Annotated in this window: 22 protein-coding genes and 1 riboswitch; of the genes, 12 read left to right on the top strand and 10 right to left on the bottom strand. The window is 50.2% G+C overall.

What is annotated here, in order from left to right; all coding sequences use genetic code 11:
• Nucleotides 1-58 precede the first annotated feature (58 nt).
• Nucleotides 59-721, top strand: coding sequence for a redoxin domain-containing protein (locus OES20_10425; protein ID MDH3635110.1), 663 nt, complete (start codon nucleotides 59-61; stop codon nucleotides 719-721).
• 226 nt (nucleotides 722-947) lie between these two features.
• Here OES20_10425 and OES20_10420 read toward each other — a convergent pair whose 3' ends face one another.
• Nucleotides 948-1,562, bottom strand: a complete 615-nt coding sequence (locus OES20_10420; GenBank protein ID MDH3635109.1) for an urea carboxylase-associated family protein — start codon at nucleotides 1,560-1,562, stop codon at nucleotides 948-950.
• Nucleotides 1,563-2,042: 480 nt separating this feature from the next.
• Here OES20_10420 and OES20_10415 point away from each other — a divergent pair, with 480 nt between their 5' ends.
• Nucleotides 2,043-4,367 (top strand): glycosyltransferase family 4 protein, encoded by a 2,325-nt coding sequence (locus OES20_10415; GenBank protein MDH3635108.1) that lies wholly within the window; start codon nucleotides 2,043-2,045, stop codon nucleotides 4,365-4,367.
• 5 nt (nucleotides 4,368-4,372) lie between these two features.
• Here the strand turns inward: OES20_10415 and OES20_10410 are convergent, their stop codons facing one another.
• The gene (locus OES20_10410; protein MDH3635107.1) at nucleotides 4,373-5,881 is read right to left on the bottom strand and encodes a glycoside hydrolase family 130 protein; all 1,509 of its coding nucleotides are present in this window, start codon (nucleotides 5,879-5,881) and stop codon (nucleotides 4,373-4,375) included.
• Between the two features lie 239 nt (nucleotides 5,882-6,120).
• Here OES20_10410 and OES20_10405 point away from each other — a divergent pair, with 239 nt between their 5' ends.
• Both OES20_10405 and OES20_10400 read left to right on the top strand, forming a co-directional pair.
• Complete coding sequence (locus tag OES20_10405; protein MDH3635106.1) at nucleotides 6,121-7,470, top strand: glycosyltransferase; 1,350 nt, start codon at nucleotides 6,121-6,123, stop codon at nucleotides 7,468-7,470.
• A complete protein-coding gene (locus tag OES20_10400) occupies nucleotides 7,454-8,404 on the top strand; it encodes a glycoside hydrolase family 130 protein (GenBank protein MDH3635105.1) in 951 nt (316 codons plus the stop codon). The genes OES20_10405 and OES20_10400 overlap by 17 nt, the downstream gene beginning before the upstream one ends.
• Before the next feature lie 318 nt (nucleotides 8,405-8,722).
• Here OES20_10400 and OES20_10395 read toward each other — a convergent pair whose 3' ends face one another.
• On the bottom strand, nucleotides 8,723-9,100 hold the full coding sequence (locus OES20_10395) for a fibronectin type III domain-containing protein (GenBank protein MDH3635104.1): 378 nt from the start codon (nucleotides 9,098-9,100) through the stop codon (nucleotides 8,723-8,725).
• 139 nt (nucleotides 9,101-9,239) lie between these two features.
• Between OES20_10395 and OES20_10390 the strand changes: the two genes are divergently transcribed.
• Together OES20_10390 and OES20_10385 are read left to right on the top strand one after the other, a co-directional pair.
• Nucleotides 9,240-9,572 (top strand): hypothetical protein, encoded by a 333-nt coding sequence (locus OES20_10390; GenBank protein ID MDH3635103.1) that lies wholly within the window; start codon nucleotides 9,240-9,242, stop codon nucleotides 9,570-9,572.
• 9 nt (nucleotides 9,573-9,581) lie between these two features.
• On the top strand, nucleotides 9,582-9,956 hold the full coding sequence (locus tag OES20_10385; GenBank protein MDH3635102.1) for a hypothetical protein: 375 nt from the start codon (nucleotides 9,582-9,584) through the stop codon (nucleotides 9,954-9,956).
• Nucleotides 9,957-10,358: 402 nt separating this feature from the next.
• Nucleotides 10,359-10,445, bottom strand: a riboswitch (cyclic di-GMP riboswitch).
• 320 nt (nucleotides 10,446-10,765) lie between these two features.
• Here OES20_10385 and OES20_10380 read toward each other — a convergent pair.
• The 3 genes from OES20_10380 to OES20_10370 form a co-directional block, all read right to left on the bottom strand.
• The gene (locus OES20_10380; GenBank protein MDH3635101.1) at nucleotides 10,766-11,614 is read right to left on the bottom strand and encodes a GFA family protein; all 849 of its coding nucleotides are present in this window, start codon (nucleotides 11,612-11,614) and stop codon (nucleotides 10,766-10,768) included.
• 240 nt (nucleotides 11,615-11,854) lie between these two features.
• Nucleotides 11,855-12,286 carry a hypothetical protein gene (locus tag OES20_10375; protein MDH3635100.1) on the bottom strand — a complete coding sequence of 144 codons (432 nt, stop codon included), beginning with the start codon at nucleotides 12,284-12,286 and terminating at the stop codon, nucleotides 11,855-11,857.
• 95 nt (nucleotides 12,287-12,381) lie between these two features.
• Nucleotides 12,382-12,690, bottom strand: a complete 309-nt coding sequence (locus OES20_10370; protein MDH3635099.1) for a hypothetical protein — start codon at nucleotides 12,688-12,690, stop codon at nucleotides 12,382-12,384.
• A gap of 490 nt (nucleotides 12,691-13,180) precedes the next feature.
• On the opposite strand from OES20_10370, the gene OES20_10365 reads away from it, so the two are divergent.
• Nucleotides 13,181-13,951 (top strand): MBL fold metallo-hydrolase, encoded by a 771-nt coding sequence (locus OES20_10365; GenBank protein ID MDH3635098.1) that lies wholly within the window; start codon nucleotides 13,181-13,183, stop codon nucleotides 13,949-13,951.
• A 215-nt stretch (nucleotides 13,952-14,166) separates the two neighbouring features.
• Nucleotides 14,167-14,562 (top strand): hypothetical protein, encoded by a 396-nt coding sequence (locus tag OES20_10360; protein MDH3635097.1) that lies wholly within the window; start codon nucleotides 14,167-14,169, stop codon nucleotides 14,560-14,562.
• A 25-nt stretch (nucleotides 14,563-14,587) separates the two neighbouring features.
• On the opposite strand, the gene OES20_10355 is transcribed toward OES20_10360, so the two are convergent.
• From OES20_10355 to OES20_10345, 3 genes are all read right to left on the bottom strand, one after another.
• Nucleotides 14,588-15,499, bottom strand: a complete 912-nt coding sequence (locus OES20_10355) for a homocysteine S-methyltransferase family protein (GenBank protein ID MDH3635096.1) — start codon at nucleotides 15,497-15,499, stop codon at nucleotides 14,588-14,590.
• Between the two features lie 159 nt (nucleotides 15,500-15,658).
• On the bottom strand, nucleotides 15,659-15,988 hold the full coding sequence (locus OES20_10350) for an EscU/YscU/HrcU family type III secretion system export apparatus switch protein (protein MDH3635095.1): 330 nt from the start codon (nucleotides 15,986-15,988) through the stop codon (nucleotides 15,659-15,661).
• Nucleotides 15,989-15,992: 4 nt separating this feature from the next.
• Nucleotides 15,993-17,942 (bottom strand): flagellar hook-length control protein FliK, encoded by a 1,950-nt coding sequence (locus OES20_10345; protein MDH3635094.1) that lies wholly within the window; start codon nucleotides 17,940-17,942, stop codon nucleotides 15,993-15,995.
• A 328-nt stretch (nucleotides 17,943-18,270) separates the two neighbouring features.
• On the opposite strand from OES20_10345, the gene OES20_10340 reads away from it, so the two are divergent.
• The 4 genes from OES20_10340 (at nucleotide 18,271) to OES20_10325 (ending at nucleotide 20,636) form a co-directional block, all read left to right on the top strand.
• Nucleotides 18,271-19,200 (top strand): GGDEF domain-containing protein, encoded by a 930-nt coding sequence (locus OES20_10340; protein ID MDH3635093.1) that lies wholly within the window; start codon nucleotides 18,271-18,273, stop codon nucleotides 19,198-19,200.
• A gap of 139 nt (nucleotides 19,201-19,339) precedes the next feature.
• Entirely contained in the window at nucleotides 19,340-19,702 is a 363-nt protein-coding gene (locus tag OES20_10335) for a response regulator (GenBank protein ID MDH3635092.1), read from the top strand.
• A 325-nt stretch (nucleotides 19,703-20,027) separates the two neighbouring features.
• Nucleotides 20,028-20,330 (top strand): STAS domain-containing protein, encoded by a 303-nt coding sequence (locus tag OES20_10330; protein ID MDH3635091.1) that lies wholly within the window; start codon nucleotides 20,028-20,030, stop codon nucleotides 20,328-20,330.
• Nucleotides 20,331-20,342: 12 nt separating this feature from the next.
• Nucleotides 20,343-20,636, top strand: coding sequence for a PilZ domain-containing protein (locus OES20_10325; protein ID MDH3635090.1), 294 nt, complete (start codon nucleotides 20,343-20,345; stop codon nucleotides 20,634-20,636).
• Here the strand turns inward: OES20_10325 and ispG are convergent.
• Complete coding sequence (gene ispG, locus OES20_10320) at nucleotides 20,633-21,847, bottom strand: flavodoxin-dependent (E)-4-hydroxy-3-methylbut-2-enyl-diphosphate synthase (protein ID MDH3635089.1); 1,215 nt, start codon at nucleotides 21,845-21,847, stop codon at nucleotides 20,633-20,635. The genes OES20_10325 and ispG overlap by 4 nt on opposite strands.
• Between the last annotated feature and the right edge of the window lie 176 nt (nucleotides 21,848-22,023).

Below are 22,023 nucleotides of genomic sequence, written 5' to 3'. Positions count from 1 at the left end.
AGATTCCAGTGTCCGCTATCGAGAAAATAATTTGGTCCTGCTCGAGAAATAGTAGAGTATGACCAGAATCAGATTTGGTTTAAAACGTGAAACTATTCGTCAAATCCCGTTGTCATCATTCCTAAGACTGAACAAAGGCGAGTTTACAGACATGATAACCCGGCGCAGTGTTTTAAAATCAGGAGCGATTGCTTTTGGTTCAATGATGCTATCCCGGTCAAATTTCGTTATGGCTGCAGCTTCGAATTATGGGATTAAGGGGCAAATCGCACCCGAACTGCATGTCGACTACTGGATTGATGAAAATGGCGATCCTACAACGTTTAAAATAGCCGGCCATGAAGGAAAGTGGGTGTTCCTGAAATGCTTTCAGAGCTGGTGCCCTGGATGTCACTCACATGGATTTCCAGCACTCAAACAAATATCTGATGCGCTAGAGGGCAATCCTAAAATTGCTTTCGCCGGAATACAGACGGTGTTCGAAGGGCACTATACCAATACAGTCGATAAGGTTCGCGAAATTCAGTTGCAATATGATCTCCGGATGCCGATGGGTCATGATCCTGGCCCGGAAAAAGGGAATCCTCAGACCATGGTTAACTATCGCACGGGAGGCACACCATGGATGATCTTGATAAATCCTGATCGCGAAGTAATCTTCAATGATTTTGGTATCAATGCGGAAAAGGCAATCGATTTTCTCGTTAGTCAAACATCATGATCCAGGAATTTTATAAAAGCAACGAGCGTCTAGTCCTGGCCGAAGATTACCACTGATAGAGCGGTTTTCAGCGTCAGCTTTGGAGGAAACAGGCGTTGAGACTCGATATTTCAGCTTCTGCCAAGAACTGTGGATTCGATCAATCGACACTGACTCCTTTGACTTTCAACTCGGATGGCTATCAACTGTCCCCGGGGACCCAGATAACCCTGTCCAAAATTCTGGATTAGATTATTTCAAAGTGAGCATTGCGTGGTTTATTTCCACAAATCGAGGTTATATCTTGTGGGCAGGCGGAAAGGCAAATAACCAGATCCATTTCCGCACGCATTACGATGTAATCGCCCCTTTTGCTTACCGGTGGATTTGGCTTGATGACGCCATCAAGTTCTACGGGAGTGTTTTGCCAAAGGTTAAACGGTGACGGTAATTCGATTGGTTTCAGGCCCACCTCAACCATCGCCTCCCAGAAATTATCGGTGCAATTTCGATGATACTCCTTACATCCAAGTAACTCGTAACGGTATCGGTCACATGCCGCAAGTAAGGTGTCATGGGCACCCGGAGCAGAATCCTCCAGAATTTTCAAAATGGGTCTACGCCGGTTGGTGACCATGACATCGCCCTTACGCGGACACACGCGTTCAATCGATACTCGGCAATGTTCAAGAGACATATACTCACCGAGATTGTCAGGATTCAAGGCCCAGCAATCGACTACCTGCGTGCCGTGGGTATTAATCACTTTGATTTGACGGCCTTTTTTAACAAAGGCTGCCTTAGCATGACGCGCAGGGATGGAAACTAGTCGACTAGAAGATGTTGTTTTCTGCCTTGCCATGTTGCTTGCCTGCCTCGCCGGAAACCAGGTGAACTTCATCATGTTTCGGCTTTCAAGTAAATCGTTAGGACTTTCAATCCATGTGCCCGCTCAGGTCCGGAAGTAGAAGTTAAGGAATAAATTCTAAATGTCTGCTTTGGCCGAAGATTGCCTCCTGCTCGGGTTTTATGAGGGTCTGCTTAGGAGAAAACAGACACTCAGAAACGATTAGTAGGGGGCGGCTACCGACCCAAAAGAGACTCTCGCTAGCTGCTGGAAAATAAGCAAAAAAGCCTTCTTTTATCGCAGGGAATGAGAACTTCAAGCTGCAATGGTTTCTGGCAGCCCAGCTTTTTCGAGGTCTATGGCAAGCTGCCGTGGAATTCCGTAGGTTCTTTAGACTATTGCCGCGGAAAGGGTTAGTCTATTGCATGACAAATACAGCAGAATAACGAAAGCATGGATTCCGCTAACGCTACCGGCTCAATAGCAGAAGGCAAGATGACCAACTCCATTGTCCTCATCGGCAACTCCCTGCCGAGAATATGTGGTATTGCAACCTTCACTACGTATCTTTATGAATCAATCGCGCAGCATGCTACCAACACAGATTGCTGGATCGTTGCGATGAACGACCAGCCGGAAGGCTATTCCTATCCGCCGGAGGTACGACTCCAGATCAACCAGGATCAACTCAATGAATACAGCCTTGCAGCCGACCAGCTTAATCTCAACCATGTAGGAGTGGTCTGTGTTCAACATGAATATGGCATATTCGGCGGCGAGCGGGGAAGTTTCATTATCGAGTTGTTGCGTGATCTCAAAATGCCGATTGTGACCACTTTACACACCCTGATGAAGGATCCTAGCGACAGGGAACGAGACATCATTTTGCAGCTCGCTGAGTTTTCCGATCGGTTGGTCGTGATGAGCGAACTTTCAGTCGACATATTACGCGATATTTACAAGGTGGAGGCGGAGAAAATTGCGCTGATTCATCATGGCATTCCTGACGTTCCCCTGTTAGACACCTCAACATATAAGGACAAGTTTGACGCAACCGAAAAGAAGGTCTTGCTTACCTTTGGACTGCTATCACCGGGAAAGGGTATCGAAACGGTGATCGATGCACTGCCAGAAATTGTGAAAACCCACCCGGATGTAATTTACATGGTGGTCGGTGCCACCCACCCCCACATCAGGGCGGAACAGGGGGAGGATTATAGAATCAGTCTTCACAGGCGCGCGAAAATACTCGGAGTTGAGGGCCATGTCGTTTTTTACGATAAATTCGTGGTGGAGGAGGATCTGCTGGAGTTTATTGGTGCAGCTGATATTTATGTCATACCCTACTTGAACGAGGCGCAGATAATTTCCGGCACGCTCGCTTATGCACTGGGAATGGGTAAAGCAGTCATATCCACGCCTTTCTTACACGCTCAGGAATTACTCGCTGACGGCCGGGGCAAGTTGTTTCCCTTCCGTGACCACGCTCAGCTTGCCAGAGAGGTTACCGATCTGCTGGATCATCCTGACAAACTTCGCGCCATACAGCGTAAGGCTTATGATTACGGTCGGCAAATGATCTGGAGTAATGTCGGCAGTCGTTATATCGAGGTTTTCGAACAGGTACAGATTCATCGTTTACGCAAGTCTGTACCAGTATTCAAGCTGAGCCCGCTTGGCTTGCGACAACAGGCGCTACCGGAAATCAAGCTCGACCATTTGCTACGTATGACGGATGGGGTGGGCATGCTGCAGCACTCCAAATTCACCGTGCCGGATCGGGAACATGGATATTGCGTAGACGATAATGCGCGTGCACTGATTGTTGCTGTTACCGCGCAGGCATTTCGGCTCCGAGATGACTCGCTGAAGGGTCTTGCTTCCACCTACCTAAGTTTCCTCGACCATGCTTTTAATTCCGAGCACGGCCGGTTTCGTAATTTTATGTCCTATGATCGCTGTTGGCTGGAAGAGACTGGTTCGGAAGATTCGCATGGTCGTGCGCTGTGGGGTTTGGGAGTCGCGGCGACTCTGGGTCGGAATAACGGACAGCTAAGTCATGCCGCCGACTTATTTCAACGCGCTTTGCCTGTGGTCGAGAATTTTACCTCGCCACGCGCCGTTGCTTTTACCGTCATTGGTATCCATGCCTTCCTGTCTGGTAATCGTGACAATATCCAGGTTGAAACCCTGTGTAAAATTCTTTCAGATAAGTTGATGCAATGGTTCAGAAATCTCTCCAGCCCGGACTGGCCCTGGTGTGAAGAAACCTTGACCTATGACAATGCACGCCTGCCGCAGGCATTGTTGTTGTCCGGGCAGTGGCTGGCTGATGACGAAATGTTACAGACTGCTTTGCGTGCGCTGACCTGGTTGAAGGAGATTCAACACGATCAGACAGGGTGTTATTTTGCTGCCATCGGTAACTATGGTTGGTTTAGCAAAGGGCATGTTAAGGCCCGATTTGATCAGCAACCTATCGAGGCCGCTGCGATGCTGGATGCCTGTATCGAAGCATTCAATTTTACGCGAGATGAGGAATGGATCACTTACGCCTACCGCTGTCTTAACTGGTACCAGGGTGATAACGAACTAAATATTTCGCTCTATGATCATGCGACCGGGGGTTGTCGGGACGGGCTGCAGGCGCACAGCGTCAATGAAAATCAGGGCGCTGAATCTACTCTGTGCTGGCTTATGGCTTTACTCGCCATTTACAAACACCAAGGTCAAAGTGAGATCAATCGGAAGGATGAAAAAGAGTCTGCCCAGGTAACTGACAAAAAACAAGTGGCTGCCAAAAGATCCGATATGGCGTAATTTTGTTACCTCGGCAAATCCCCATGGGCGGTTTTGTTATAGCGCAACCTTGCCATCAGATCTGACAGGTTCAGGGTTGCAATACCGCAGCGCTGGTCAGCCGAAGCATAGGGGATGATCAGTTCATCCTGAAAGATCATTGCGCCACAACTGTAAACCACGTTTGGTACATATCCGTCTCGGTCATGTTCGTTTGGTACCAGAATCGGCTCGTTGATGCGGCTGATCACGCGAGCCGGGTCGTCCAGATCCAGCAGCTCAATACCCAGACTATAGGTTCGCATCGGCCCGACACCATGGGTAATAACTAGCCAGCCTTCGGCTGTCTCAATGGGCGAGCCGCCATTGCCCATCTGGAAAAATTCGTACGAAAACATGGGTTTCTGCAATATCTGGACCTGTTTCCAGAAATGTATATTATCCGAGAACATGATGGCGTTGTTCTCTCCATCCTGACGCGACAGCGAGACGTACTTTCCTTTAATCTTTCTGGGGAACAGGGCCATACCTTTACCTTGCGCTTGTATTCCATTCAAGGTACTGATCTTAAACGAGAGAAAATCCGTCGTCTCCATAAGTTGAGGTAGAATGGTTTTACCGTTGTAGGCCGTATAGGTGGCGTAGTAGATAATTGTGCCGTCGTCTTCTACGAAACGCACGAAACGGGCATCCTCGATCCCTGCGCTCTCTGACTCCGACCTGGGAAACAGAACCCGCTCGGAAATCTGGTGATCCGGTCGAAATAAAATCTCATAATTGGAACGCGCCAGCCACATCGCTTTTTCAATGACATCTTTTTTATCACTTGCCCGGATTCTATTACCGTTACAGTGCTCATCAATTTTCTCCTGTAACGCAGTGAAAGTGAATTTGTCTGCTAAATCGCTGAGCAACCATTTTATTACCTTGTTACTGGCTCCCATGTCGTGAAGTTTTAAATGAAACAATTCTCGATCGTAGCTTGAATCAGTATGGATCCTGGGGGTGCGCACATAGTTGCTCTGGGGATCAAAATACATATCATTATTTTTATCGATAATTCCGCTGCGAAACTCGATGGACGAGATATGGCCTTCACCGATAGCGCGGAAGCTCATGATGAATCGGCAGGATCCCTCGGGATCCGTTGCCAGACTTGTGACCCGAACTATGGAAGGATTGAACAGGGCTGCTGCCTCCACGGAGTACTCGGCGGTGAAGTAAGATCCGATCAGAAGCTGCCGTTGTTCGGTTAGTTTGCTGCCATCAGGAACATGGCAAGCTACCCTGTTGAAATTTCGTTCTAGGACTTCTCTAAAATATCGGTGACGAGGAGAAAAGTCGTACATGACGGTTTCCAGTAATCTACCTACTTCGTTTTCGTCAAGATCCAGCACCCGGTTGATGATGTTGCGGATACGCTCTTCATTGGGCGGGATATAGGGACGAGTAATAACGCGGCCGATATTCGCATTTAACACGATGGGCTTGCGCCGCGCCTGTGGTACCGGGGGGATAGAACTGGATTCTGCCATGGGTATGTCCAAATGTGTTGCAGACCATTAATTCTGCTTTACAACAAGGGCTAAATTTCGCATAAGAAATGTCATTTTTCCTCCCACCAGTTCACATTCGAGCCTTTGTGTTTCCAGTCCGACACCAGGGCTGTATTATTCTATTTTAGTTCATTCAGTGTATCGTGTTACCGTAGGCTTAAGTTTAACTCCAGATCCATAATCACGATGACCAGCAATAGCGGGCAGGTGGATAATACATGAAAATTGCGATGTTGAGTCCCTTATCCTGGCGTACACCACCGCGACATTACGGACCATGGGAAAACGTGGTCAGTCTGCTCACCGAACAGCTGGTATCGATGGGCATCGAGGTAACGTTGTTTGCCAGCGGAGATTCACTCACCTCAGGCAAACTTGCCTGGATTTGCGAACGACCCTACTCTGATGATCCCAGCATCGATCCCAAAGTATGGGAGTGCCTGCATATTGCTGAGCTGTTCAGACGTGCCGATGAATTCGATCTGATTCACAATCATTACGATTTTCTACCGCTCAGTTACAGTGGCTTCACAAGTACACCAGTTGTTACCACGATCCATGGATTTTCTTCACCCTCAATATTGCCTGTTTATAAACAGTACAACGACAGCACCTATTATGTGGCAATTAGTGAAGCCGACAAATCGGCTGAACTCGATTACATTGCCACAATTCACCATGGGATCGACCTCAATCAGTTCAAATATCAACCGGAAACAGGAGACTACCTCCTGTTTCTCGGTCGTATCCACCCTGAAAAGGGGGTTCATGATGCGATTGAGGTTGCAGCTAAAACCGGTAAACGTCTCGTCATCGCCGGAATCGTGCAGGACGAGGCCTATTTCAAGGAGCAGATTGGACCCCGCATTGATGGAACTAAAGTGGAATACATAGGCTCTGTCGGGCCGGAAAAAAGGCAGGAAGTTATGGGCGGCGCACTGGCCCTGTTGCACCTGATTCATTTTGATGAACCGTTCGGCCTAAGTGTGGTCGAATCCATGGCCTGCGGTACGCCGGTCATCGCATATGATCGGGGTTCAATGCCGGAACTCATTCAAAATGACAGCAGCGGATTTATCGTTGATGATCTGGATGCTGCAGTACAGGCAGTGGGCAAAATTAACAGCCTCGACCGGCGCGTCTGTCGGGACGATGTAGAAAAGCGTTTCACCTGCCAACGCATGGCGCAAGAGTACCTGGGCATATACCAGAGGATACTTGAGGAGCGAGAAAACTATCGTCCCTGGGGACACTATGAAGATTTACTCGAACATAATGATCATAAGATCAAGGAACTTGTTGTTAGCCCGGGTGAGCGGCTGAGCCTGCAAAAGCACCAGCGTCGAGCCGAACACTGGACTGTGGTTAGTGGCGAAGCCCTGGTCACCGTGGGCGAAAAAGAAATTCCCCTCAAGCCAGGTCAGTCAGTAGATATTCCAAAAGGCGCAGTCCACCGAATCATGAATCCCGGCGAGGTCCCGCTGATTATAGTAGAAGTTCAGATGGGCGATTATTTTGGAGAGGACGACATTATTCGGCTGGAGGATGACTATGACCGTTGCAACTAAACCACCGCCAGTTATAAAGCGTTATGATTCCAATCCGATTCTGACAAAGGACGATATCCCTTATCCGGTAGAAACCGTACACAATGCCGGTATTACGAGGTATGACGGTCGCATTATCATGCTGTTTCGATCCCACCTGCGTAGCGGTCGTTCCATTATCGGTATTGCCGAAAGTGAAGACGGCTTCAAATTCACGGTTGGTCAGGCGCCTTTCATGGTTCCCTCGAGCGAAGGCAACTTTGCTGAATACGAAGCCTTTGGAGTGGAGGACCCCAGGATCTGCTACATCGATGGAGAATATTTGATCACTTACAGTGCCTATTCACGCCACGGTGTGCGCATCGGCCTCGCGAAGACCCGGGACTTCAGATCCTTGGAGCGAGTCTCGCTGATTTCGGAGTCAGACATGCGAAATGTTGTTATCTTTCCCGTACGCTTTAACGGTCGTTACGCGCGGCTCGATCGTCCGCATTCGGAAATCAGTCCCTGGTCAGTGTGGTTATCATGGTCTCCAGATTTAATACACTGGGGTGATTCCGAAGTGGTGATGAAACCAGTGCCCTATCATTGGGATGAGAGCAAGATTGGACCCGGTGCAACGCCGATCCGCACCGACCGTGGCTGGCTTTGTATTTATCACGGCGTGTTCGAAACCATGGATGGAGCAGTGTATCGTCTCGGTGTGGCCTTACATGATCTAGGTAATCCCGAGAAAATTATCGGCATCGCAGACGAATGGGTACTGGGCCCGGAAGACCCCTGGGAGATCACGGGTTACGTACACAATGTTGTTTTTACCTGCGGTGCGGTAGAGGATGATGACGGGGATGTCAAAATTTACTGGGGTGGTGCAGATACGGTAATGTGTGTTGGCACGGCACGTGTCGATGATCTGATCGATCTCTGCCTTGATAATAGCCGTCCGCCGTTTTAAAGGCCGACACTAGCCAATCCAATGACGCATATAGTAGTGATGAGAGGATTGCCCGCGGTTGGATCAATATCGATAGGAAACTGATTATTGTCATATCTAAGTGTCTGTTCATGGCCGTTTGCAGAAGCTCAAATCGAATTTTTCAGTGTCTCCTTTGGAGAAAACAGACGCTCAAACTCAATGCATCAGCGGCGATTTACGACCCAACTCGGACATTTATAAAAAAGCCATCTTATTCGAGATGGCTTCTTTACGGGCGTCATTTGTACACCCCATTGCTTGATTGGCCTTATTTGGATCAGGCAGCTTGATAATATACTAATTAACGGTTTTACTCACCTCGACTGAATAACTACTTTCTATGCCAGATGAATTGAAAGATGTCATCGCGAAATACCAATCTGAACTAGCCAGATTTTCGACTAAATAGCTTGTTAGTCCCGGGTTGTTAATGGTTATGGTATCGCTATAGCTGCCTGGAGATGTACCGTAACGAATCTTGTAACCCGCTAAATCGGTCAACGCGGAGCCATCCGTGTTCTCAGTTGGTGGCGTCCAGGACAATAATGCTGTTCCATTACTATTCAGCACAATCGTCACATTGACCGTATCATTCACGGTCCCACCCGCTCCACTACAGGTCAACGTAAATTGCCTGTCAATCATCAATGCACTAATGGTCTCGGCACCCGACATACCCTTAATTCCTGACCAGTCACCCGAAGCCATGCAACTCGTGGCATCGGTAGTACTCCAGTTCAGTGTGGTTGAACCATTCTGAGAGATGGTACCTGGGTTTGCCGTAAATGAAAGCGTGGGCAATGGAGCGGCCACCGTGACACTGACCGAATCATTCGCGCTGCCGCCGGCACCGCTACATGTCAGGTTAAAGTTGCTGTTTGTGGTTAACGTGCTCATGGTCTGTGAACCCGATGTGGCCTTACTCCCCGACCAGTCACCTGAGGCCGTACAGCCGGTGGTATTGCTGCTACTCCAGTTCAATGTGGTTGAGCCATTGAAAGGCAGACTTGATGGACTAGCCGACAGGGTGATCGTGGGTGTGGACGGGGACGAGACTGTGACGTTGACAGATTTATTCGAGCTTCCGCCTGCACCACTGCAGGACAGATTAAAAGTACTGTCGGTTGTTAATGCGCTTATGGTCTGAGAACCTGAAGTGGCCAAGCTGCCAGACCAGTCACCTGATGCTGTACAACTGCTGGAATGTTTGCTGCTCCAATTAATTGTGGTCGAACCATTCATTGATACATTGGACGGGCTTGCAGATAGCGAAATCGTGGGTGCCTTAGGTCCTTTAACTGGGATATTTACCGTATCCTTAATCTTTCTCCCTTTATATGCCACGGAATCGAGTCTCTCTGCATCCGCTTCACCATCCATTTCAGTGCAAATTAGTTCGAAAGTACTGTCTAAAATTAGTGAATTAATTACTTCAGAACCTGTAGTATTTTTATTCCCTGACCAGTCACCCAATGCAACGCAATCTTGCACCTTGTTGGTTGACCAGCTCAAGGTAATGTTGCCACCGTAGTCTACCGTTGAAAGATTACTATGGAGTGTTACCCTTGCTCCGTCATCAATCGTATTATTCGTTGCCCGAGTCGAGCTTCCACCCCCGCTCTCAGCACAACCGGATAGATATAAGATCAAACCGAGGCAGGTCATTATTTTCGTGACTTTAACATTCGCCATTTTGCATTTCCTCGCAAACAAAATTAGGCCTGAACGGCCAAGCATCACGCGCACTGCCCTGTGCGAATAGCGTTTAATCTGATGGTTTGTTAGGGAACAAAAAGGCGGGAACTAAATGCCTGGTTGACTACCAGCCAAGAAATTGCGTAGAGAGGTTAGGTTCTGTTGGATCGGTATCGCGCAAAAAAAGCACAAAACGGATTCCGATAACATCGACCCAGTTCTGTACTTTTAAGGCAGCTCCGGCAACCTGGCTGTCGTAGCGTGCAAACGCTGTAGACCCACGGTTTTGCGCCCCAATCTTTCAATTGGATTGCCCTTATCAGATTAATAAAGACTTTAACACAACGTGGAGGATTTTTTCGAGTTTGTGATTTACTTCACTGTAAAACTTGCAACCTAGTATGAGTAAAATTTATTGTGAATGGCTGATTCTTTGACTTTGAATAAATGAGTTGCAAATGAAGGATAAGGAAAATTCTATTCTTTTATGCATTAGGCGAGCGTCCGCTCCTGGCCGAAGATTGCTGCTGCTAATTTTGCTTTCAGCGTCTCCTTTGGAGAATGCTGACGCTCAAACTCGATTGACCAGCGGCGTTTTACGACCCATCACAGACATACAAGACGAATTAACTTATTGCATCCGACTCAGCTTGTTGGCTCTTCACGGAACACCGGCAAGTCGTCGGTAATTTCATACCACTTCGCCATGTCACCGACGTAGATATGCCTGACAGGTTTGACACGGGGGTCGTCGTCCAAAGCGCCGAACGGTATCACCGCAATTCCTCTGTCGGAGTCGAGGCGAGGCATCTTCGATCCGCAGTTTTTACAAAACACTTGCGTGAAATATTTCGCATCGGACACTTTGTAATACGCCAGGTTATCTTCTCCTTGTGCAAACTTGACACCATCTAGCGAGGTAAACCCGTTGGTCGCGTGCGCCGCGGAACGGGCCTTTCGGCAGCGATGGCAATGACAATTCTGCACCAGATTAAAGGGCTCGCTAATATGGAATTTCACAGCTCCACACATGCAGCTGCCACGAACGATACCCTCCGATTCGGGCTCGAGTGGTTTCTCTTCCACACGCTGCATCCCGGTAAACTCTGGGTAGTCGTGGTGCCGGGGCAAGTCGCCGGTAATGTCGTACCAGGGCGCGCTATGTGCTGTGAAGACATGGCAGTCGGATTTCTTGCCGTCGTCGTGACACCCGCCCGGGGCAAGCCAATGATTCCCCTGCTCGCTGGGGTAAGGCACCACCGAGCCACAATTGCCGCAAAAGCTGCGGGTCAGCAGATGCGATGAACGGTATCGAACGATGCTATCGGTTCCGCTGAGCCAGTTGAACTGCTCCGGTTTGATAAACCAATAAGTGGCGAATGCTGAACCGTGGGCCTTACGGCACAACTTGCAGTGGCAATTGAATGCGTTAAAGGGTTCCGCCGTGATTTCCCATTGCAGGACCCCGCATAAACAGCTGGCTTGATTCTTCATTTATATCACTCGTTTCCTGGACCCAGAGTCATTCTAGCGGGAATGAGCTGTCCGCAGGCAAGGATATTGGTTATTCGACCGGAATGCTCGTTCCTGGCCGAAGATTGCCTCTCGCCTGGACCGAACGGGTGTCTGCTTACGAGAAAGCTGACCTTCAAAACATATGATCAGGTGCGAGTAACGACCCAAGAAAGCCACCCGGAATTAAACCAGCAGCTAACAAAGGTTACCAGTTAGGCCTTATTTACAAACCGAGAAGTCTTGAAATTCTGCAATGGAATTATTGTCACGATGCTCGAGCGCGATCGTTTCAGATTCATTTAAATCCCATATAAAGGAAACACTGACATTTTCCCAATTCTCGGTTTCCCAATAATCTGATTCAGAATACAGCTGCCTCGGTTTTCCGTACCGCTTTTCGAATTTTTTTTTTGTTTCCACGAAGACCGCCCGCGAATCAGCCAGCTTGAACTGCATTAAGTATAATTTCTGAGGCTTGGAGCAATAGATTAGAATGTATTTTGATTTGTTATCTTCAGGGCCGGCATACGTTTGCTGTAGGCCGTCAGTTATAACAAAAGACTCGTTATCAGATAAGTATCTTGTGACATCGAAGCGGCTCATACCGCTTTGAAAGCCAAAAGCAATCCATGCCTTGCTCTGGCCCGCCATAACTAACAGGGCTATAAGTACGATTGTTCTTAGCCACCGAATGCCGCACAATAGTTGTACCGAGATAAGCGCCTCTTATTCTGATCTTGACCAGTTCACGAATCTGCTTCATTCGAAGTCTTGGCCAGGCGGGTGTTGTTGCCGGCAGTCTCATCCGTTCCCAGGTCGTTGCCAAGCCCGTCGAAGAGCGTAACTTGAACGATACCGAAAGCTGGCGTTCCCCTGAGCGCGGTGGGTGTTGCGCCAAACCCGGTTAACCGCCGACGCCAGCCCGGTGCGGCCGGAAACTCCGGCAAGCTGCCGGACACGGTTCCAACGAAATAGGGTGGATACGGCACGCTTCGACTGAAGCCCCAGTTGAACATGGACTGGCCGTCGTTGCGCGCTTCATCCGTCGAAAACATGCTCTCGTCAAACAGAATCCAGCCGCCTTGATCGGGCGGCAGCTGTAACTCGAAGCCCGCGTCCCTGAGAGGATTATCGCCGTCCGCGAGGGCCGCCTGCGGAGTGACGACGAGCAGGCTGGAAAGTAAAGCGGTACAAAAAACTGTCGTTTTATTTTTCAGGGGCTGACCCTCTCTGGGTGTAGTTCAGCAAGAATATGCGCCATTTTAATTCATGTCTACCGGTGTCTAGTTGTCGTTTACCATGAGCGGCCTGCCGATTTGCTGTCGGAATACTGCTAGCCACAACAGGCGCGAGCAAATGATTTTTGACCTGGTAACCTATAATCGATTAGTCGGTGACAGGCTGCTTCCGGTTTTTCTGAGACCCGGTAAAAATGCTTTCCACGTCCCCTTTAGAGAAATTCGCACGAATTCGCTAGAATGAAACGCCAGGTTTCGGCGGAAATCCGAACCGACATAATCGACAAAATATCTTTAACGGGTTGCGATGAATAACAGGGTCATCAAAGACTGGTACGAAGTTACCCGCGTATCGGAAGACATCAGTCTTATCCGGGAAAAATACGTTGCAGCCTGGTTACGCTGCAATATCTGGCACCTACGTGGCAAAAACTACGATCTCCTAATCGATTCTGGAATGGGTTTAAGACCCTTGAAACGGGAAATCGCGATCCTCGGCGAAAAACCGGTTACCGTGATATCGACGCATTGCCATTTCGATCATATCGGAGGTGCACATGAGTTTAAGTGTCGCCTTGGTCACCGGCTCGAGGAAGCGCTTCATATAGAACCCAACCATGAAAACTCGGGAATCGCCGAATTTGTGCGCGCAGAAACTTTCCTGGCCTTGCCCGATCAGAAATTCCACTATGAAAACTACCGGGTTACACCTGCGCCATTGACCGGTTACCTTGATGAAGGTGATGTTATCGATTTGGGAGATCGGGTATTCCAGGTGTTGCATTTACCGGGGCATTCGCCCGGTTCTATTGCACTCTATGAAATGAAAACCAGGACGTTGTTCAGTGGTGATGCGATTTATGATGGCGAGTTATTCGATACGGTTTATCACTCGGAAAAAGCGATCTATCGAGAAAGTTTGCAGCGCTTACGCGAGTTCGATGTTGAAACTGTTCATGGTGGGCATTTTGAATCATTTGGGCGGCAACGCATGATTGAAATCATCGATGATTACCTGGCGGGGAGGGGTGCTATGGGCGACGCTGGCGCCTGGGTTGCCAGTCAGTTGGAGAAATGAAAGGAGGTTCGATATGCAGTTAACCAGGAATCGATTTATCAATAACCGCTGTACCGAATGACGATTGGATTACAATGCCGGATGGCTAACGTCAGTTTTTGCAGTCTGCTTACAAAAAATCTGGAAGATCAGGGAACTGCCTGCGATGATTAGCTTCGCGGGGTAAAACAGCATTCCGTTGCGAATCTGACAGTGCCGAATACTTGATACTGAGAATGAATCAGATAAAACCTGGATTACCACAAGGCTTTGAGATGGGGTCAAACCACGAGCCGCTCTACAAGCGGCTGCCGACCCACGATGAAAACGGCCAGTTTCTGAGCGATTTCATGATGCTGATACCGGGATTGAAGCATCGAACCGGGCAACATTTGAAAATACGCCTGGAAACAATCCATACAGTTCTGGGAGGTCACGATGACGTGGTATTTGCGGATCTAAATGCACCGCTCAATCTGCTGTGGGTCTCGGTCAAGACCCGTCACGGCTTGATTAACGAGCTGGTGGCCGAGATTCGGCTGCATATCCCGGAAGCCAGGCTAGTGGGTCACCCCGCATTCGGTAATCTGCGTGAGGATACGGATCAAAGGGCAATTAAGGGAAATGGCTAGAGAATCCTGGTCCTTGCAGTTTTTTCTACCTTATTGTCTGTCTTAAGGCGGCTATATGCTCCGGCCCCAGTCCGCAACAGCCTCCGACCATGCGTACGCCATTGTTTACCCAGATTTGCGCGAGTTCCGCGAGTTTTTCGGGTTCGATGATATCGACAAATTGCCAGTTGGGCATCGTGAAATAGCCGGATTCAGGATAAATGCCGATTGGCCCGTCCCAGTGCCGTTTCACGATCGCAAGAGCCTCTTCGACGTCCGTGATCGGAGTGTGCATGATGTTCATCATCATTGCCGTATAGCCGGACAGCGCTAAAACGAGGTTTTCAAATTCAAGCGCGGTGTCATCGAAAACCGATAGCGTCGAGCAACCCGGAAATCTTTTGGCGCTCATGCCGATCCAGAGCGGTAATCCAAGATCCTGGATCGCATCGATAACGGCAACCGAAAAATCGATCTGCTCGCACATCTCCAATGCAAAAAGTTCAACCCCGGCTTCGGCCAGTATCTCGGCCTGCTCTCGCGCCGAGCGACCCACCGCTTCCGGCTGGTACCAGCGGGGATCGTCGGTGGGTGCCCACTCGCAGATTGAGCCGGCGATCGCTACCGGTCCCTGGGCAGCGTTTTCGCGGGCCTGCTGCGCCAACTTGACGGCACTCAGATTGATAGCCTTGACCTGGTTGCCCAGTCCACCGGGTTCCAGCATGTGCCTTGCTGTTGCAAAGGTGTTAGTGATAATGACTTCCGCGCCGGCCGCGATAAACTTTTCGTGAATCTGTTGAACGGCCTCGGGATGGGAAAGCACCGAACGCCCGCTCCATACCTTGCCATCCATGGGTACACCGCTTTTTTCGAGTTCAGTCCCCATGCCGCCGTCGATAATAAGCGGTGCTCCGGATCGGTTGATTCGATCTTCAAGCCAGGAAATGCTGGTGCTCATGGATTACTCTTTATAGTGCTCGCGTAAGTCATTACTGTACGGGGCCATTATATAGGTGTCGAACTCGATTTTCGGCGAAAGTTTATAGCTAACCGCAATGCCGTCATCAGCTCGTGATGGAAAAGAACCTGATTAGCGGTCGTCGAATGTTTTCCCGGTTCAGGCCTCTGTAATCGAGCCCGGGATTTCAGCCTCTGCGCCAGGGTGCGGCTTTAAATCATCCATGAAATCCTTGTGCTTGCCGGATAGTCGATAGGCGAAAGTCAGGATTTCAGCAATGACAACATAAAGCGCTTCCGGTACATGGTCGCCGAGATCGATCTGGTCCAACACGAGGGCCAGTTCATTATCTTTCTGGATTGGAATATTGGCCTCATGGGCCAGCCTGAGTATCTGGTTCGCAATTTCGTCATGGCCTTTAGCCGTCACCAGAGGGGCCTGTTTTCCATCGTATTCGAGCGCGATCGCAAACCTGGGAAGCTTATTCACGGGATTAGACCTCGATATCGATGAGTGACTCTGGGTAGGCTGTCCTCCCGACGGGTCCGGAATTGGCAAGGGTCGCGGGAAAGCTATGAAACTCGCAATTCGTGAAGCCGGCACTGCGTAGCTGTTGCTCCAGTTCAGGTAGCGCCTGTTCGATCTGATTTCGGGTTTGGTCCTGTTCCGAGTAAAAGCTCGCGGCGACTGCCTGACCTTCGAGAAACAGGTGACAGGAAACTGGACCGAGGCCTTCAAATTCGAAACTCAGGCGGATATCCCAGCCGTTATCGCTGTCTTCCATTGACTCGCCGCGCTGTGACAGATCTATCTGAATCGGCTTGATGTCCTGTTTTTCGAGGAACGGCAGGGCGAGGCTTAGTGACAGGGGTTGTTGCGTTTCCTGCTGCATGCCAAGCGTTGCCCGCTGTAACAGGTGCTGCGTCAGCGATTGCTCGATCAGCTTCACGCCATCGCGGGCATACTGCTGTAACATTTCTTGCTGTGGTGTCCTGGCAGGAGCTGCATCATCGCCAACCGCGGCCTTGATCTTTAGTTGTAGCGCCTGGTCGAGTTCACGGCTGAACGTAACCTGGTCCATCAGTTTATTTAACGATCCCACGGGATCCGGTGTCGTTGATAAAGTGGATCCGGATCGGGGCGCGCGGATCAGGCTCGCAAACTCAAACCATTGCTTTATTTGCGTAACGTTCAATTCGGCTATTCGGGGCACCCATTGCAGTAACATTTGCAAGGTTCCGGGCCCGCTACCAGGAACCGGCACCGTCGTCGTCTGCGATGCGTTGGCCGATAGCCGGGGCGTTTGCGAGGTCACCCGGTGCTGGGCGTCTGGAGTCGTCGCCGGGGGTTCTGTCGGTACGGAGCTACCTGCCGGGGCAACGGGTAAGGACACGGTCTTCCCGGTATTCGTCGGGGCGATACTCACGCCATGCTTACCGGTTACTGTAGTGCCCTGCCGGTGCGACCCGATAATGGGACGAAAATCATCTGCTGGCAATGCCGACCTCGAAGTAGCAGGTTTGGCGACCGGAGTGCGCTCGAAAGACTGGTTGCCTTGCTTGTTTATTTGCTGCAGCAATGCGGTTATCTGGCGGTTGTTTCCGGTTTGCACGGGTCTGGATTCGGTTCGCGTGTCGTTGGATGCTGTCTCAGTGGGCGGCCCTGGCGTTTTGACAACGGTCGGTCGGTATTGATTTTCGGGTGTTGGCATTCCCCCGGTTCTACCGGGGCTGGTTGAGGCCTGGTTACTTAACGCGGCCGTTACTGCCCGGGATACCGCGGTCGAGTTTCCTCCACCGAAGGTATCCGTAATCCGGTTGGTCACCGGCGCCGCCTGCGAAGTCGGAGAACTTGTGACCTTGTTGACCAGGTTTAATAACTTGACCAGGCTTTTGGAGCCGGTCTCGGGTTGACCCGGTACCAACTGCTTGAGCATGGCCTTGTAAATGAGTTTCCGATCCACGGGTGTGATTTCGATTTTCTGGCTGGCATTGTTACGTTGCAGGCTGAGCAATTGGCCCCGGGCGATGCCCGGCTGGTGTGGCAGGGTCAGGATTTGCTCTGCAAGCCTTATCTGGATGCGCTGTGGCACTACGCTGGTTACGATCGCGAGTACCGCCGTGTTAACCGGCACCAACCGGGTCAGGCGCGGATTCTGATTGTCGTCAAGCGTCACTGGCCCCGATTGTCTGGGGCTGACCTTGAGCACAGGCTCCAGGTCGCTTCCGGCAAGGCGCAAATTGAGCTGATCACCCGTCTTGTAGTTCAGTGAATTGGAGGTCAGTATTTCTCCGAGTCGACTGCTTAATAAAAGCTTGTCCTGCAATACCTTGATTACCTCGGCTTCGATGGTTCCTGCTGCCTTGAGTTGTGCCAACAGGTTGCTGGATTGCAAAACCGGGGACCTGGCTGGTAGGGAGTCGTCGAGACTTTTTATGTCCATGCTGGCAATTATTTTCCACCCCGGGTCGGAAGCTGCCGTTTGATCAATTTATATCGAACCCAAAATGCCGGAATCGGCGCCGGGACTATGGGTAGAGCGTTGAAATTATGTCGCCTGGAGGGATATTCGGCCGCGACGGCAAGTTCTTGAGGCGGTTTATTGTCTCGAATGCCGATTTCGTCGTCAAAATTCGACAAAAAAATGTCATTTTGACTGATTTAAACTTAATAAGACTTTTAAATTATTGATTTTAAAGGAATTTATTAATTGGCACGCAATTAGCATGTATTCCCAGGAATGCAGCAGTTAAGAAAAAGGTGAGTATTACATGGCTCAGACAATTCAATTAATAACCGGTGCTAAATCGGTGCGACGGGCGCCTGGCCAGGTAATTGCCCTGGATCCTCGACCGGTTGAAAAGGCCCGGGGCAGTAAAAAATACCTCCGTGTATTGCAGATTTCAGATTTGTTGTCGCGCCATCTCGAAGTGTCCCAGGTCGTCGAGGCATTCATGGCCGAAATCGTCAGTGAAGTTGATTATTGCGGGTATCGATTCGAATGCGACGACATTGAGACCAGGATCGAACAGGGCTCTATAGAAGGATTCAGCGCGAGCTATCGGCTCAAGATGCAAAACCAGCTATTGGGCGAAATAACCCTGTTTAAACGTTCGAACTTTAACAGTCACGAACTCAGCGAGCTCGAAGACCTGCTGTGTTCGTTGATTTACCCGGTTAAAAATGCATTGATGTACCAGATTGCGCTCAAGTCTGCCTACCGCGATCCGCTGACTGGTTTGAACAACCGCATGTCGATGGAGAAGTACCTGCCGCGGGAAATAGACCTGGCTAAACGCCATCGACAACCGATGGCGATACTGGTGATGGATCTAGACGGTTTCAAGCAGATCAACGACAACTGTGGTCACGAAGCCGGCGACCAGGTGCTGCGCGAAGTAGCCAGCGTCATTAGCCAAGTGGTACGCAATACAGATCTCGTCTATCGCTATGGTGGCGATGAATTTGTCGGCGGCCTCGCGCAAACTGATATCCACGGTGCGGTCGATGTTTGCGAACGTATCCGCAGCAGTATTGATGAACTCGATCTGCAGGAATGCGGGGTCTCCGGGCAAGTCCAGATTAGTATTGGAATTACGCTGGTGCGTCATAGCGATAATTTCTGGAGTGCATTCAAGCGCGCCGACAAAGCCTTGTTGCGGGCGAAATTGAGCGGTAAAAATCAGATCGTCATCTGTTAAAGAACTGGATGGCTCGCATCGGGTTCGTAGCATAATTGCATTAGATAGCCTATATCTAAGGCTCGAGGTGTCGTTCCCCGTTGCACCTCGAATTGAACACTACACCTAAAGGCATAATCCAGGGAGGCGTGAGAGTTCCATGGCCACAATACTGGCAGTCGATGATTCATACACAATGAGACAAATGCTTGCCGTGACGCTGCAAAATGATGGTCATGATGTGATCCAGGCCGAAGACGGGAAGGTTGCGCTAAAGATGGCACGTGCGCAGGCTTTTGACCTGGTTATTACCGATGTTTATATGCCCAACATGGACGGCATCACGCTGGTCTCGGAATTGCGCAAGCTGCCGGGTTTCGAGGGAACGCCACTGCTGGTATTGACGACGGAATCGGGCACCGACAAGAAGCAGGCCGGCAAACGTGCTGGTGCGAACGGATGGATAGTCAAGCCTGTTAACGAAGCCCAGTTGATCGATGTCATCAGGCGCACGCTAGGTTAAACGCCGGATTGATGGCGAACGATCGATTGATCCCGGCCCAGCTCGTGGTTGCTGATTGATCTATTTTGTACCGCAATCGTGTCAAAGACCGAGTACCCAAGTTCAAACTTTACATTGAAAGGTCCCTGCAAACCTTTGATAAGTGAAGAATTTGGTCTATAAAATAAAGGTATCGGCGAACCTGAAATGAATGTTAAGGAATCACGTGCCGGGATGGCGTTGGTGTCAGCGAAATCGCAGACCGCAGAATCGCAATTCTCACTGGACCTTGGCAGCGTTGAAATGGTTTAATCACGCCGGGCTGCAACTCGGAAGAGGTAATACAATGAGTATAAATATGACGGTTACCGATGACGGTAACAAAGTCACCATCGCCGTTGCCGGAAAGTTCGATTTCCAACTGTACGACGAATTTCGGGCTTCCTACGCAGATACCGCAGGCAAGGGTACCGAGTATGTGGTAGATTTGTCGAATACCGAATATCTGGATAGTTCGGCATTGGGCATGTTGTTATTACTGCGCGAACATGCGGGCGGGGAATCGTCGAATATCGAAATTACCCAAGCCTCCCCCGAAGTGCGCAAGATTCTCGATGTTGCCAATTTCGGAAAATTGTTCAAACTTTAACGGGATTCTCTGATGATCGATTACGCTGAAAAACGCGACTTTTTGCGCATGCCTATCGATTGCGAGATGAGTTTTTCGAAGACGGGAAGTACCAGGCAATATACCGGCAGCGTTATCAATCTGAGCAGCAAGGGGATCCTGTTTACTTCCAACGAAGGATTTGACGAGGGTACCGTTCTCAAAATCACCCTGACGCCTAGTAACTCGGACACGCCCCCGATGGAGGCGACGGCTGTTGTCACCCGGGTTACCGATAACGAAGTGCTGTTTGAAATTGCATGTGAAATCAAGCTGGTTAAGGGCTAACCGGCACCATAGTGCGATTCGACGTAGTCTTTTACCAGGCCGATAAACTCGTCGGCAATATTATCTCCCTTTAAAGTAACGGTTTTTTGACCATCCTGGTAGACCGGCGCCACCGGATTTTCACCGGTGCCTGGCAGGCTGATTCCTATATTGGCGTGCTTGCTCTCACCTGGTCCATTTACGACGCATCCCATCACCGCAACCTTCATCGATTCAACACCCGGAAACTGGTGTTTCCACGCGGGCATCGATTGGTCCAATTCCTGTTGAATCTGCAGGGCAAGCTCCTGGAAATATTCGCTCGTGGTGCGTCCGCAGCCGGGGCAGGCCGTTACAGTCGGGGTGAAGGAACGTAACGCCAGGGACTGCAACACTTGTTGCGCGACCTTCACTTCGCGTTCGCGCGTTGCACCGGGCTCGGGCGTGAGCGAGACACGAATCGTATCGCCGATACCCTGGTTCAACAGAATGGCGAGGGCAGCGCTCGAGGCGATGACACCCGGGTCGCCCATGCCGGCTTCGGTCAGGCCAAGATGTAGCGCATATCGGCAACGTTCCGCCAGGGTTTGATAAACATCGATCAGGTCCGGCACACGGCTCATTTTACAGCTGATGACGATGTGATCGGCGGGAAGACCGATATCCTCGGCAAATGTTGCGCTGCCAAGCGCCGATTCGATGACCGCCTGGCGGTTGATGGTCGTGAGCGACAGCGGATCAGCGAGATTGGCATTGCGGGTGAGCATGTTCGCGAGGAGCTGCTGGTCGAGGCTGCCCCAGTTAACACCTATACGAACGGGTTTGTCGTGGCGACAGGCGATTTCGATCATGTCGCTGAACTGTTTGTCGCGTTTTTTACCATGCCCGACATTACCCGGATTGATGCGGTATTTTGCCAGCGCACGCGCGCAGGCATCGTGTTGAGCGAGCAATTTATGACCGTTGAAATGAAAATCACCAACGACGGGAACCCGGCAATCCTGGGCATCAAGCTGATCGATGATGTGCGGCACCGCGCGCGCGGCAGCGTCGTTATTAACGGTGATACGCACCAGTTCTGATCCAGCCTCGTATAGCAGTTTGATCTGCGCTACGGTTGCCGCGATATCGACCGTATCGGTGTTCGTCATCGATTGCACCACGATCGGTGCACCGCCGCCGATGATTACGCCGGAAACATCAACGCGATGCCTGCTGCTGTTAGTATCCATCAAATGTCGTCTACGTCCTGAAGGTCGCTAATAGTAATGAACATTGCCTGACAGTGAAAGCACTATACCCGCAGGTTAAAATTCGCCCGAAGTCAAATTTTCCGGGATTCGGTCACGGGGCCATCGATACCAGTAGGCTGTTTCGCAAGTGCAACAAAACCTTTAAAATCCCAGCC

This window comes from Gammaproteobacteria bacterium (assembly GCA_029862005.1).
GTDB lineage: Bacteria > Pseudomonadota > Gammaproteobacteria.
Note: the sequence above shows the minus strand (reverse complement) of the source record. Positions and strands in the feature narration are given on the sequence as shown.